At 68.1% G+C, this 13,733-nt stretch carries 9 protein-coding genes and 1 pseudogene; 7 read left to right on the top strand and 3 right to left on the bottom strand.

The genetic code is table 11. The annotated features are described in order from the left end of the window. Window positions 1–815: 815 nt before the first annotated feature. The 6 genes and pseudogenes from nrdR to RAN62_RS02365 form a co-directional block, all read left to right on the top strand. A pseudogene (gene nrdR, locus RAN62_RS02390) lies at window positions 816–1,274 on the top strand (transcriptional regulator NrdR); the annotation flags it as partial. A 532-nt stretch (window positions 1,275–1,806) separates the two neighbouring features. Continuing rightward, complete coding sequence (locus tag RAN62_RS02385; RefSeq protein ID WP_305782748.1) at window positions 1,807–4,698, top strand: vitamin B12-dependent ribonucleotide reductase; 2,892 nt, start codon at window positions 1,807–1,809, stop codon at window positions 4,696–4,698. A 181-nt stretch (window positions 4,699–4,879) separates the two neighbouring features. Continuing rightward, window positions 4,880–6,271: a site-specific integrase gene (locus tag RAN62_RS02380; RefSeq protein ID WP_305782747.1), complete on the top strand. Its 1,392-nt coding sequence runs from the start codon at window positions 4,880–4,882 to the stop codon at window positions 6,269–6,271. After that, window positions 6,271–8,127, top strand: a complete 1,857-nt coding sequence (locus RAN62_RS02375) for a hypothetical protein (RefSeq protein ID WP_305782746.1) — start codon at window positions 6,271–6,273, stop codon at window positions 8,125–8,127. The genes RAN62_RS02380 and RAN62_RS02375 overlap by 1 nt, the downstream gene beginning before the upstream one ends. Next, window positions 8,120–10,345: a hypothetical protein gene (locus tag RAN62_RS02370; RefSeq protein ID WP_305782745.1), complete on the top strand. Its 2,226-nt coding sequence runs from the start codon at window positions 8,120–8,122 to the stop codon at window positions 10,343–10,345. Before RAN62_RS02375 ends, RAN62_RS02370 begins: the two co-directional genes overlap by 8 nt. After that, the gene (locus RAN62_RS02365; protein WP_305782744.1) at window positions 10,342–10,911 is read left to right on the top strand and encodes a hypothetical protein; all 570 of its coding nucleotides are present in this window, start codon (window positions 10,342–10,344) and stop codon (window positions 10,909–10,911) included. Before RAN62_RS02370 ends, RAN62_RS02365 begins: the two co-directional genes overlap by 4 nt. Here RAN62_RS02365 and RAN62_RS02360 read toward each other — a convergent pair. Together RAN62_RS02360 and RAN62_RS02355 are read right to left on the bottom strand one after the other, a co-directional pair. Further along, window positions 10,875–11,564, bottom strand: a complete 690-nt coding sequence (locus RAN62_RS02360) for an SDR family NAD(P)-dependent oxidoreductase (protein WP_305782743.1) — start codon at window positions 11,562–11,564, stop codon at window positions 10,875–10,877. The genes RAN62_RS02365 and RAN62_RS02360 overlap by 37 nt on opposite strands. After that, window positions 11,561–12,292: a class I SAM-dependent methyltransferase gene (locus tag RAN62_RS02355; protein ID WP_305782742.1), complete on the bottom strand. Its 732-nt coding sequence runs from the start codon at window positions 12,290–12,292 to the stop codon at window positions 11,561–11,563. Before RAN62_RS02355 ends, RAN62_RS02360 begins: the two co-directional genes overlap by 4 nt. 187 nt (window positions 12,293–12,479) lie before the next feature. Here RAN62_RS02355 and RAN62_RS02350 point away from each other — a divergent pair, with 187 nt between their 5' ends. After that, on the top strand, window positions 12,480–13,019 hold the full coding sequence (locus RAN62_RS02350; protein ID WP_305782741.1) for a DUF6817 domain-containing protein: 540 nt from the start codon (window positions 12,480–12,482) through the stop codon (window positions 13,017–13,019). A 316-nt stretch (window positions 13,020–13,335) separates the two neighbouring features. Here RAN62_RS02350 and RAN62_RS02345 read toward each other — a convergent pair whose 3' ends face one another. Next, window positions 13,336–13,692, bottom strand: coding sequence for a nitroreductase family deazaflavin-dependent oxidoreductase (locus RAN62_RS02345; RefSeq protein WP_305782740.1), 357 nt, complete (start codon window positions 13,690–13,692; stop codon window positions 13,336–13,338). Window positions 13,693–13,733 lie beyond the last annotated feature (41 nt).

Here is a 13,733-nt window from a genome sequence, read left to right as displayed (position 1 = left end):
CCCGTCGCGCCACGCGTCGCCACGCGTCGCCCCGCCGCGCCATGCGCCGCGTCTCCCCGCCACGCCCTACGCCGCGCCGCCACGCCCTGCGCCGCCCTGCGTCGCGCCGCCACGCCATGCGCCGCCACGCCATGCCATGCCGCCCTGCGTCGCGCCGCCACGCCATGCGACGCCACGCGACGCCACGCCATGCGACGCCACGCTATGCGTCGCTGCGCCTCGCCACGTGCCTCGCGGTTGCGCTACGCCTCGCGTGCCGTGCGACGTGCGCCGTTGTCGGCGTTCTTGGGACGGGAGGGGTGCATGATCACTTTTGGGTGGCCGGTGTCCCCTTCGCGGAGGAGTTCTGTCCCGCCCGGGCCCGCGATCCGGGCCCGATGTCCGACCCTGGTGACCATCCCCACGCCGGCGTCGCGGGGGCCCGTGCGGTTCGTCCGGCGGCGACCGATTCATCCATGGCGATCATGGCGTCCGGCCGCCAAACGTGATGTGGATCAAGGACTTCGGGTGCTGCCCGTGACTGCCGTGGCACCCGTCGTGTCGAGCCGAAAAATACGGCGCGCCGACGCGCCGGTGAACTTGCGTCGGCGTACGCATCGGCCTAACGTCGACCCCAACATCTAGTAGTTACAAGGGTGTAAGTCGTCCACAGGTTGGGGTCTCGGCCCTTCGTCATCCACAGGCTCGTCCACAGCTCCGAGGCGGAAAACGATCACCTCGGACTGCGGTTCGGCGTGCCCGGATCACGGAGGCAGACCGTGTTTCACCGCCCGGGAACGGCGCCCTGGTGACGTTCGGGGGACGGGGGGATTGCCGTGCGGTGTCCGTACTGCCGGCACGCGGATTCGCGGGTCGTCGACTCGCGGGAGGCCGACGACGGCCAGCTGATCCGCCGCCGCCGCTCGTGCCCCGAGTGTGGCAAGCGTTTCACGACGGTTGAGGAGGCCGTGCTCGCCGTGGTCAAGCGCAGCGGCGTCACCGAGCCCTTCAGCCGCACGAAGATCATGAGTGGCGTGCGCAAGGCGTGCCAGGGGCGGCCCGTGGACGAGGACTCGATCGCGCTGCTCGCGCAGAAGGTCGAGGAGACGGTCCGGGCCAAGGGCGCCGCCGAGATCCCCAGCCACGAGGTCGGCCTGGCCATCCTCGTGCCGCTGCGGGAGCTCGACCAGGTCGCCTATCTGCGGTTCGCCAGCGTCTACAAGTCGTTCGACTCGCTCGACGAGTTCGAGCGCGAGATCACCGAGCTGCGCGCGGCCCGCACGAAGCAGACCGGCGCGAGCGAGGCCGCCGGCAAATCCGTGAGCGAGGCCGCCAGTAAGCACGCGAGCGAGGCCGCCGGCAAATCCGTGAGCGAGGCCGCCAGTAAGCACGCGAGCGAGGCCGCCGGCAAGGACACGAGCGAGGCCGCCGGCAAAGCCGCGAGCGAGGCCGGAAACAGAGGCGAGACCGCCGAGAGGCACATCGTCAGCACCAGGTCCGGGGGCAGCCGGGCGCCGCGGGTCACCGACCGGGCGCCCTGACCGGGCGAGCCGGCCGGGCGGAGGCGCACCGGTCGGCGAGCGGGCCGTGACCAGCACGGGACACGGGCCGTGAAACACCAACCGCCGGGAGCGCGCTGCGGGTCACGACGACCGCGGGCTGCCCGATCCCGGCAAGCGACACCTGCACCACCAGCGCGTGTACTGCACCGCCGCCACGGGGCGCCGCGCGGTTCCGGGACGCTTCGGGCGTACCGGGAGAAGAAGACGGCTGGAATGAATGGGATCGCGGTGGGGAAGCCGTGATCGTCGAGGGGGAGCACACACCATGGCCGGAGACGGCGTGACAGCAGGACGGCAGCGGAACCGCGCGGCCGCGAACAACGGCTCGGCAGTCGGGGGGCTGCGGGTCGAGCGGGTCTGGACCACCGAGGGTGTCCACCCCTACGACGAGGTCGAGTGGGAGTCCCGCGACGTCGTCATGACGAACTGGCGGGACGGCTCGATCAACTTCGAGCAGCGCGGTGTCGAGTACCCGTCGTTCTGGAGCGTCAACGCCGCCAACATCGTCACCACCAAGTACTTCCGGGGCGCGGTCGGCTCGCCGGAGCGGGAGCGCTCGCTCAAGCAGCTCATCGACCGGGTGGTGCACACCTACCGCAAGGCCGGCGAGGAGCACAGCTACTTCGCGACGCCCGCCGACGCCGAGCTGTTCGAGCACGAGCTGACCTGGATGCTGCTGCACCAGGTGTTCAGCTTCAACTCGCCGGTGTGGTTCAACGTCGGCACGAAGTCGCCGCAGCAGGTCAGCGCGTGCTTCATTCTGTCCGTGGACGACTCGATGGACTCGATCCTGGACTGGTACAAGGAAGAGGGCCTGATCTTCAAGGGCGGCTCCGGCTCCGGGGTCAACCTCTCCCGCATCCGCTCCTCCAAGGAGCTGCTCTCCTCCGGCGGCACCGCCAGCGGCCCGGTCAGCTTCATGCGCGGCGCCGACGCGAGCGCCGGGACGATCAAGTCCGGTGGCGCGACCCGCCGCGCCGCGAAGATGGTCATCCTCGACGTCGACCACCCCGACATCGAGGAGTTCGTCATCACGAAGGCCCGCGAAGAGGACAAGATCCGCGCCCTCCGCGACGCCGGCTTCGACATGGACCTGGGCGGCAGCGACATCGTGTCGGTGCAGTACCAGAACGCCAACAACTCGGTGCGCGTCAGCGACGAGTTCATGCGCGCGGTCGAGGAGGGCACCACCTTCGACCTGCGCGGCCGCCTGCACGGCGAGGTCATCGAGAGCATCGACGCGCGGCACCTCTTCACCGAGATCGCCAAGGCCGCGTGGGAGTGCGCCGACCCCGGCCTGCAGTACGACGACACGATCAACGACTGGCACACCAACCCCGAGACCGGCCGCATCACCGCGTCCAACCCGTGCTCGGAGTACATGTCGCTGGACGACTCGTCCTGCAACCTGGCCTCGCTCAACCTGCTCAAGTTCCTCAACGCGGACGGCAGCTTCCAGGTCGAGAAGTTCGTCAAGAGCGTCGAGTTCGTGATCACCGCCATGGAGATCTCGATCGCGTTCGCCGACTTCCCGACCCCGAAGATCGGCGAGACCACGCGGGCCTACCGCCAGCTCGGCATCGGGTACGCGAACCTGGGCGCGCTGCTCATGGCCAGTGGCCTGCCGTACGACTCGGAGGGCGGCCGCAGCGTCGCCGCCGGTATCACCTCGCTGATGACGGGCGTCGCGTACCGCCGCTCGGCCGAGATCGCCGGCGTCGTGGGCCCGTACGAGGGCTATGCGCGCAACGCCGAGGCGCACAAGCGCGTCATGCGCAAGCACGCCGCCGCCAACGACGAGATCCGCCCGAACGGCCCGGTGGCCGGTGCGCTCGTCAAGGAGGCCACGAAGCAGTGGCAGGACGGCATCAAGATCGGTGAGAAGAACGGCTGGCGCAACGCGCAGGCCTCGGTCCTCGCGCCGACCGGCACCATCGGCCTGATGATGGACTGCGACACCACCGGCGTCGAGCCCGACCTGGCCCTGGTCAAGTTCAAGAAGCTCGTCGGCGGCGGCTCGATGCAGATCGTCAACCAGACGGTCCCGCGGGCGCTGCGCAGCCTGGGCTACCCGGAGGAGCAGGTCGAGGCGATCGTCGAGCACATCGCCGACCACGGCAACGTGCAGGACGCGCCCGGCCTCAAGCCGGAGCACTACGCGGTCTTCGACTGCGCGATGGGCGAGCGCTCGATCGCGCCGATGGGCCACGTGCGCATGATGGCCGCGGTGCAGCCGTTCATCTCGGGCGCCATCTCCAAGACGATCAACATGCCGGAGTCGGCGACCGTCGAGGACATCGAGAACGTCCACTTCCAGGGCTGGAAGCTGGGCCTCAAGGCGCTCGCGATCTACCGCGACAACTGCAAGGTCGGCCAGCCCCTCTCGGTCGCCAAGCCGAACAAGGCCGCCGCTCCCGTCGAGGAGAAGGCCGAGGCCGAGAAGGCCGTCGAGAAGGTCATCGAGTACCGTCCGGTGCGCAAGCGCCTGCCCAAGAAGCGCCCGTCGGAGACGGTGTCCTTCTCGGTCGCCGGCGCCGAGGGCTACCTCACCGCGTCGTCCTACCCGGACGACGGCCTCGGCGAGGTCTTCCTCAAGATGTCGAAGCAGGGCTCGACCCTGGCCGGCGTCATGGACGCCTTCTCCGTCGCGATCTCGATAGGGCTGCAGTACGGCGTCCCGCTGGAGACGTACGTCAGCAAGTTCACCAACATGCGCTTCGAGCCGGCCGGCATGACCGACGACCCGGACGTCCGCATGGCGTCCTCGGTGATGGACTACATCTTCCGTCGCCTGGCGCTGGACTTCCTGCCCTACGACACCCGCGCCGAGCTCGGCATCTTCACCGCCAAGGAGCGCGCGGCCCAGGTCCAGGCCGAGGCGGCCGAGGTCGCCGGCGTCGACCTGGCCGGCATGGCCGCGTCGGCCCCGGTCTCCGCCCCGGTGGGTGCCGCGAGCGCCCCGGCCGCCGAGGTCCCGGCCCCGGTGGACGCCGAGAAGGAGGCGCCCAAGAGCGCCCACTCCTCGACCGAGCTCCTCGAGCTGGTCCTCGGCACCTCCGCCGACGCCCCGCTCTGCTTCACCTGCGGCACCAAGATGCGCCCCGCGGGCAGCTGCTACGTCTGCGAGGGCTGCGGCTCGACCTCCGGCTGCAGCTGAGTGTGACCATTCTCAGCGTGTCCCCTCCAGGGGCACGTTGAGATCCGCGAGTCATCGGCGAGTCTGACCAAAGGGATGTCCCCCGGGCACTACTGTCCGGGGGACTTTTCCGTTGCTCAGGCCGCGGACACGACCTGGGTTCGGCAGGCAACGACACCTGACCGGAGGAGGACCCACGCCCGTGCCGCACACCATCAAGGTCAACGAACCCATCGAGTACGACCCAGCCGTCGTGGCCGCCGTTCTCGGCGAGAACGCCCTGCCCGTCGACGTGACCGACCGAGTTCTCGCGCCGTTCATCACCGTTAACGGCCGTATCCACACCCCGACCAGCAACTTTCTGCGCCACCACTGCACCGTCCGGCCGAACCTCGCTACCGCCCGTCGCCTCGCCTCCGACCTCGCCGGCTGGCTCGACTACCTCTGCAACACCCGTGGCCTGCACCCTTACGAGGACAGCCGCGACCCCGTCCTCGCCGCCACCGAGGACCACTTCGCCGCCTACTACCGCCAGCGCCAGTACGGCACCGACGACGAGGCCCGGCTCACCTCCGGTGGCTGGGCCCACGCAGCGTCCGTGATCAAGCGCTTCTACGAGTACGCCCAACGCCGCTACCAGCACCTACCGCCGTTCGAGATCATCACGGTCACCCGGCGAGACGGCGGCACGGGCACCACGATCGCCAAGTACCAACCGCGCCGCCGCAACACCGGTTCGGCCGGCCTCCCCATCACACCCGAGTACGCCCAGTACCTGCTCATGGGCGCGCTCCGCACCGACCTCGACGGCAACCAGGACCCCTACCTCGGTGCCGACCGCGACCACGCAATCTTCGCGCTCGGCCTGGCCACCGGCGTCCGCCGCAACAACCTCGCCAACATCACCGTCTACGAGATCCCGCAGGTGAGCAGGCTCCCACTCACCACGATGCGCGTCGCCGACCACATCACCAAGGGCGACGCCGGTGGTGACGCTCTCGTGTTCACCCACCACCTCGCCGCGGTCCGGGAGTACCTCGACGGCGCACGCGCCGACCTGGTCGCCCGCACGACCTACCGCCCGGCTCAGCCGCTGCACATCGAATCGGCCGACTCCACCACGGTCCGCTACCGGACCGCGGACGAGCCCGGCACGGTCGCGAGCAAGCGATGGATCGACGCCGACGCGGACTTCCGCCGGCGCCTTGTCACGCCCGAGGGCGCGAGCCCGGTCCTGTTCTTGAACGAGTACACCGGCGAGCCGCTCGCCTACCGCAGCCTCCAGCACGCCATCGAAACGGCGCGCACCTTCGTCCGCGAACGCATCGACCGCGACTTCCCGGAGAACTACAGAATCCACGACCTCCGGCATACCTATGCCGTTCATCTCACCGTCGCGATCTACCGAGGCGTCGTCGCGGACATCGTCGAAAAGCAACGACGCGAAGACTGGAAGGTCGACCACATCGCCGCCGCCGTCGAACTCGTCAAGTTCTCCCTCGGCCACGCCAGCGAACAGTCCACCCGCCTCTACACCCAAACCGCTCACCGGTTCCTCAGCATTCCGGTCGACCACTTCCTCGGACGGTTCTGATGGCACACGCAACCCGCGGCCACCGCAGCGGCACGTACGAGATCGAGCGCATCAACAAGGTCGACAAGCGACGGCTGTCCATCACCTTCCAGCATGCTGCCGCCTACCAGCCGCAAGTCGTCACGCTGCACGTCGACCACACTCCCGCCGCTGAGCAAATGCTGCAGGCCATGGCCGACTCGATCAAGGTCGGCGACAACGGAGACGCGGACTCCGCGTGGGAGTCCTCAGTGACACTCACGAACAACGTCTTCAACGCGACGACAATGCTCCGACGGCTCTATGAAGAGGGATTCGAGACCTTCGCCGATGCTCGGCTCGACGTGGCGACACTTCGTTCGCTCTACGATCCGTTGAACAGCAACCGTAAGCGGTCCGCTTGCTGGCTCTTGGCGCGCACAGTTCGGGACAACCACCCGAATGGTGTCGCCATCAGCCGCGCCTTGAAGAACAGCCGCTTCCAGGCCGAGGAATCCACGCCGTTCATCTATGACGATGCGGTCAGCGACGCCATCGAGGCAGCGGCTAAGGCCGTCTACACCGAATACTTCGCTGCTCAGCGGGAGATCTTCGAGCGCCTCGGGTACGACGTGACCGGTCGCGGCTGGCTCCGCGTCCCGACCCAGGAACTCATTGACTGGGCTGAACGCGCACACCCTGACGTCTCCCGGCCCGGCGCTCCGCAACCATCGCTCGCCGCGCCCTACGAGCAGCAGATCGCCTGGGCCCTGACCCACCCGCGCATGTTCGGCTACATCAAGTACAACCGGACCAGCCCGCTCCGAGGACCGCAGATCAAGGCAATCGGCCGCGCGCTCTACCCGGACAACATCCTCATCACCGCCGCGCTGATCCTGCACTGCCTCGGCGAGAACAGCGGCTTCAACGCCTCCGTCCTGCTGCAGAAAGACGCCGACACCCTCACCTACCTGGGCAGCGACCACGCGCTCGAACACAACGTCAAGGCCCGCAACCACTCCGAGGACACCCGGCCCACCCGCCTGACCTCGATCTACACCGCGGGCGGGGTCGTCGAGACGATGACCGGCCTCACCCGCCTCGCACGATTTTCCCGGCGCGACCTGACCACTTCCGCCGGCACCCCGGCGGCCGTCGTCGACCGCATCTACGTCGAACACGCCTCCGAACCAGTCGAAGCGCAGGTCATTAACGAGTTTCGGCGCATCAACGCCTGGAAGTCGCCGGCCTTCGACAAACACTGGGACGAAGCCACGGCCGGCCCGCGCAGTGAAGTCTCCCTCCGACTGTCGGCGCTGCGCTATGTCGCCCAGCGCCGCGCGATGGGGGAGGGCCTCACGGCGGACGTCCACGGCCACACGCCGAGCACGAAACTGCACTACACCGCGCACGTGCTGCCCGACCACGTCTTCAACAAGCACGCCACGGCAGCACAGAACGCGTTCCACGACGATGCCGTCGCCGGATTCACCGTCGTCGCCGACGCCTCCGAAGGACCCGCCGCTGACCTGGCAGCCGTCGACCCTGGCAAGGTGATGGACGTCGAGATCGGCGTCTGCACCTCCGGCGGTAACGCCCCGGACGGCTCCGGCCGCCGCTGTGATCTGGGCATCGTCGCCTGCTTCACCTGCCCCAACGGCTACCGCACCGTCGACCACGTTCCGGGTCTGCTCGCCGCCGTCGAACTCGGCGACATCATCGAACGCAACGACCCCGTCGAATGGGAGCAAGGACAAGCCTCCCACCTGCGGTTCTACGCCCAAGCGTGCCTCGACAAGTTCCCGCCCATGGTGGTCGGCAACATCAAACGATCCACCGATCTCGTCCCTCACATCCTGACCGTCACCGGCATGTACATGGAGATGCGCCATGGCTGAGGTCCTGCCACTCTTCCCGCTCGACTGGGGCCGCAGTGCCAGCCTGTTGTTCCGCGACGACGAGCGACTCAACGACCTGATCCCCGGCGGGGAGGACCTCGAACGCGTTGTCCTGTTCAGCGAAGACGTCTGGGACCTCGCCGGTCACCGCACCTGGAAGGACAAGTCCGGGGCGATGACCCGCATCAACTTCACCGCGGTCGCCGAGCGCTGGCGTGACGCCGCGAAGGAGATGGCGGTGCTGCAGATGAACCCTGCTCTCGCCATCGACCGTGCCGACAACCCGATGGCTCAGACCTGGCCCAACGTGCAGGAGCCGGTCGCGCCCGTCACCGCGCAGGGCAACATCAAGATGCTCGGCCATGCCCTCACGATCATCGACCAGCAGCACATCACCCGGTTCGACAGCGACGACTGGGCACGACTGGTAGTCCTGCTGGTCCAGCCCCAGAGCGTCAAGGAGAAACAGGCCGGCAGCACCCTGTCCAACGCCACGGGCCGCGGCCGGGCTCAGCAACTCATCACCCTTTGGCAGGTCACCGAGATCGCCAACCGGTCCGGCTTGCTGGGCGACGCCCCGCCGTTCGACGGCCGCGAAACCGTCGAACTGTTCGGAGGCCGTACCAAGCAAAACGCGGTCCGCCCACACGAAGGTGTCGGCCACGCCCTCGGCTTCGTGGCATGGGTCTTCGACCACATCGCCGAGGACATCGTTGCCCACATCGAGTGGTGGACCGAGAACGCCAGCGCCGAACCGCCGATGAGCAGGCAAGACACCTTCGAGGCCATGCTCGACCTGACGGCCCGCATCGCGCACGAGAACAGCGGGAAGATCCCCGGCTCCCGCAACCTCAACGGCGGGCTCACCCTGGCACACGCCCCGCTGGCACGGCTGCTCGGCGTCTACGACGCCGACGAGGCATATCTCGCCGGACGGTGGACCATGTCGCAACTGCGCGACACCGTCCAACTGACCGCCACGCTCAGCCCCTGCCCTCTACCCGTCGGCGAACTGCCCAGCCGCACCGGCGAACGGATCGCCTGGACCGAACGGCTGATCGCCTCCAAGGAGAGCCTCGACATCTGGCAGCGACGCCTCGTCTACTACGCGATGTACTACCTCGCCGCCACCGTCATGCTGCGCGACAGCCAGTTGTCCGTCCTGCCCTTCGACCCGCTGAAAACTCAGGAGTTCACCCGGCCGGACGGCAGCACCTACATCAAGCACACCCTGTCGGCCTACAAGACCAAGAACCGGCACGCCGCCGTCCCCACCAGCGTCGTGGTCAACGGCCGCGTCGCCCGCATCATCGCCCTACTCCATCGGCTGCAGCGAGCACTCGGCTACGAACCTCGCCGCAGCGACACCACCGGAGTGCCCTTCCTGTTCGACCAGCTCCTCGCCACGCCGCTGGGCAAGAGAAGCCATGGGATGGCCCGTGACGGCCTCTACCTCGACCTCAGTTTCCTCAAAATGCTCAAGGAAGGAGCCCGGGAACTCTACGACCGCGGTGTCACCAAGCGATCCCTCGACGACATCGACATCTCCATGCGAAACGTCCGCATCACCAGCGCGCAGGCATACGCCGTCCGCGAGCATGGCCAAGCCCTCGCCGCCGCCTTCGGCCAGTGGGACACCGCCGCCGTCGCCCGCGGCTACGTCGGTGACGTCTACAAACTGATCACACCGATCGACCCCGACGAGGCCACCGACCTCGTCCACCAGGACGCCGGCCGCCGGCTGCACCGCGCCTACACCCACCGGCCCGAACTCACCGGCAAGGGGCAGGCACGCCTCGACCAGACCATCGAGACGAACCGGGCCGCGTTGTCCAACCCGCAGCCGCTGACGCCAGCCAGGCTCAAGACGCTGGGCAAACGCAACCGCAACATCGAGCAAGGTCCCTTGACGCTCTGCCTCTACCAGATCGAAGGCGCCCTCTGCGGCGGCAAGGGCAAGCCCGACTTCCGGCTCTGCCTGCCCGGCCAATGCCGCAACTCCGTCATGGCCCCCGCAGACCGGGCCCGCTACGAACTCATGCGCCGCCAGCATCTCGCGCTCAAGTCCGATGTCCTGCGCCGGGCCGCGGACAAGATGCACGACGCCAACCCCGACATCGCCGCGGAGTTCGCCGACACCACCGACGACGAACTGCAGGACATCATCACGGCACACATCGACGAGTACATCCGAGCCGCACTGGAAGACAGGGCATGAGCAGCGACGACATAGCAGCCCTCACCCGCGTCGCCGCCCGTATCGAGGCCGGCGAGGACCTGACCACCGACCTCATGGGCCAGGAAGGCGTACCCGTTGCGCTGCGCCTGGTCATCGCCGCGGTCACCCTCGCCGCGGCGGACATGCCGGTCAACAAGAAGTCCATCACCACGATCGCCCCCGCAGCCCGATCAGCGACTTACCGCGACCATGCCGACCTGCTCGATCAGGCCAAAGCCGTCGTCCCCGCCCTCGTCCAGGCGCAACTCGGCTTGGCCGGCGCCAAAGTTTCCGCCGCCGACCTCGCGCGGCAACTGGAAGCCGCCCACGCGACCATCGAGAAGGAACGCCGCCTCCGCGAGGAGGCCGAGGAACGGCTCAAGCACGTCGCCGCGTACGCCCGCGAGCTGCATTGGCAGCTCAAGCCGGAATACGAAGCCCGGCTGCGGGAACGAGAGGAGAAGGTCCGCTACCTCCACCTCGTGCCCGGCGAGCCAGACGAGAATGAGCCGGGTATCGGCGAGGGGGCTCACCAGCGAAGGTCAGCGCCCTCCAAGGAGATGTAGCGCGGTGACGTGGTGTCGGAGCTGTCCAGCAGATGACCGAGCCGGACGGCAGCCTCGTGGGACGACGTGTCCGCGTCGCCGGCTCCCATAGCGGTGGTGAGGCTGCCCGGATGGACAGCCCAGCACCGTACGCGACCGGCAAGTTCCTGAGCGAGGGCAACCGTCAGCATGTTCTGAGCGGCCTTGGAGATGCGGTACGCGTAGCTGGTCCGTCGGCCGGCGAAGTCGCCCGCGGCCTGCGCAGCCAGCGAACCGAGCCGGGACGACACGTTGATGATCAGCGGCGCGGGTGCGGCCAGCAGCATTGGCAGCAGGGCCTGAGTCAGGCGCATCGGACCCGCGACGTTGACGTCAACGGCGTCCAGGATCGTCTGGGAGTCGCAGTCCTCCAGCGGGCGGGCTGGTGCTCCGATGCCAGCGTTGTTGATCAGCGCGTCGATCGGCCGTCCGTGGACAGCCGCCATGAGGGCCTCGCTCACCGGGTCCCGGACGTCATGCAGAACAGGTTCAACGCCGGCCCGCTTGATCGACACGGCTGCGGACTCTGAACGGACACAGGCCACGACGTTCCAACTTTGGTCGGCGAGATGCTCGGTCAGGGCCGCGCCGAGCCCTCGACTGCTGCCGGTGACCACTGCCAACCGGGTGGTCACCGGAGTACCAGCAGGTCGAGGGCATCGACGACCGGGCCAGACTCGGTTCGTGCGGCCTCCTGCAGACGGACTACGCCCGCCGCATAGGCTTCATCGCTGATTAACTGCAGGGGCGTATGCGCCTCGCGCTGCAGAGCGGCGGCGGCATCGGTCACTGACGGGGCGGTCACTTGCGGGACCGGTTCGCAGCCGGTCGTCGCGAAGCCGGCGGTGGCGAACGCAGCCTCGACCCCGGGGATGCTCGGGTAGCGGTCCAGCACGGCGACAGCTTCCGGGAAAAAGCGGAACAGGTTGATCGCTTCATGCCGGCCGGCGAACGCGGAGCGGATCAACACCGGTGCGCCCGGCTTCAGCACCCGCCGGATTTCGCGGGCGGCGGCTTCCAGGTCGGGAACGTGGTGGATCACGGTGGAGAGCCAGACCCCGTCGAGGCTTGCATCCGGGAAAGGGATGTCGTCGGCCGCTCCGGCCACGACCGGCTGGAACATCGCCCGCTCCCGCATCGCTGCCGACGGCTCGACCGCCAGGACCTCGACGCTGGGCCACCAGGTGCAGAAGGCCCGCGCCCAACTGCCGGTGCCGCATCCGAGGTCGAGCAGGCGCGCCCCGGTGCGGGGCTCGAAGTGCCGGCCGATCGCGGCACGCCAGGTAGCGAGGTCATCATCTCGCAGGTGCCGGGTCTCCTCGAACGCCGCTGCGTCCACGTTGTCGTATGCGATGAGGGCCATGCGCCGACCCAACCCGGCCGACCACGCGGTGAGCAAGGCTGAGTGCACCGGTTCACATCGATCGAGGGCTCCGGGCGCGTGAAGACACCGGCGTCCTCGCACGTCAGCGAATCGCGGGGACGCACTGTGATTTATCAGGCAGCGCCCGGAGCACCCTGTGCGCGTCGATGCGCTTAGGGTCACGCCTATGACCTTCGGCAGCGCGGCGCGGGCGTTTCTGCGAGAGCACGGCACGGAAGCGGTCGAGCATCCGGGAGGCACTCTCTACTCCCACCTGTGCCGGGTCGAACAGCGTCTCGCGGCGGCCAGTGCTGCCCCATACGTGCAACTGGCCGGTCTCACCCACGCTGCCTACAGCACGGATGGTTTCGACCTGGCGCTCATCCCTTGGACCGATCGAGACCTGCTCCGAGCCGTGATCGGATCGGAAGCCGAGGAACTCGTTTACCTGTACGGGGCTTGTGACCGTGACCGCACGTGGCACGCTTTGGCCACCACCTCCACCGTGCATGATCGCTTTACCGGGCAGAAGAGGGTCCTCGAATCGCATCTCATCGTGCCGTTCGTGGATCTGAGCATCGTCAACGAACTCGACGTGATCGAGCAGAATCCGGCGTTGCTTGTCAACCACGGCGACTACTTCCGCGACCTCTTCGATCGCTGGGCGCCACTGACGTCGCCCAAGGTGGCCGATGAGATTCAGCGGCTGATGGGATCGCGTCAGTGAACTGGATGGCCTGACGAGCCTCGGCGCTGGGCATGGCCGGTAGCGCTCAGTTCGGGCACGGATCTACGCGCTGGTTGATTCTCGGCGGCATCTTGCAGGGTTCGTCCGCATGTCTTGCTTCCGTGAGGCGCAAGGGGACAGTATGCTGGGGAACGCCGACTCGGTGATCAAGGCCGCGACTTCCGTCATGGAGGGACATGCGCCGCACCGGAGGGGACCCCAAAATCCGGGGGACACCCCAAGATCGGTCAGGTACAGCTGATCCGAGCACGAACCGATGCCCCCGTCCGAGCGATCGGACGGGGGCATCGCCCGTTCACAGCAGAATCTCGACCAGGGGACTGCCGGCGAGCCAGGCGGTCAGACCTTCCCGCGCCCAGGACTGGCCCGGGACGATCTCGCCGAGGATCCGCTCGCGCTCGGCGGGATCGGTCACCGGCCTTGCCCGTACGGGCAGATCGTGGCCGGCCAGGTGCAGGGTGAAGGCCGGCTCGGCGAGCAGGTTGGCGTACCAGTCGCGGGAGCCCGGGCTGCCGGTCAGCCAGTAGCGCCCGTCCGCCCGGTAGCGCCACGTCTCGATCCGGCGGGGGTGGCCGGTCCGCCGTCCGGTGGTGGTGATCTCCACTGTCTGTTGCCGGTCCAGGGCCTGTCGCGCCTCATCCGTCACCGTCATGTGATCAGGCTGCGACCTCAACCGCACTCGAGGTCAAGGAC

Origin of the sequence: Symbioplanes lichenis, from assembly GCF_030709675.1 — a bacterium.
GTDB lineage: Bacteria > Actinomycetota > Actinomycetes > Mycobacteriales > Micromonosporaceae > Actinoplanes > Actinoplanes lichenis.
The sequence above is the reverse complement of the archived record's forward strand: the minus strand, read 5'-3'. Positions and strand labels throughout refer to the sequence as shown.

What these genes read in the sequence shown, in the direction of transcription:
- RAN62_RS02385 (WP_305782748.1), top strand. Translation starts at nt 1,807, where the DNA reads ATGGCCGGAGACGGCGTGACAGCAGGACGGCAGCGGAACCGCGCGGCC.
- RAN62_RS02375 (WP_305782746.1), top strand. Translation starts at nt 6,271, where the DNA reads ATGGCACACGCAACCCGCGGCCACCGCAGCGGCACGTACGAGATCGAG.
- RAN62_RS02370 (WP_305782745.1), top strand. Translation starts at nt 8,120, where the DNA reads ATGGCTGAGGTCCTGCCACTCTTCCCGCTCGACTGGGGCCGCAGTGCC.
- RAN62_RS02365 (WP_305782744.1), top strand. Translation starts at nt 10,342, where the DNA reads ATGAGCAGCGACGACATAGCAGCCCTCACCCGCGTCGCCGCCCGTATC.
- RAN62_RS02355 (WP_305782742.1), bottom strand. Translation starts at nt 12,292, where the DNA reads ATGGCCCTCATCGCATACGACAACGTGGACGCAGCGGCGTTCGAGGAG.
- RAN62_RS02350 (WP_305782741.1), top strand. Translation starts at nt 12,480, where the DNA reads ATGACCTTCGGCAGCGCGGCGCGGGCGTTTCTGCGAGAGCACGGCACG.
- RAN62_RS02345 (WP_305782740.1), bottom strand. Translation starts at nt 13,692, where the DNA reads ATGACGGTGACGGATGAGGCGCGACAGGCCCTGGACCGGCAACAGACA.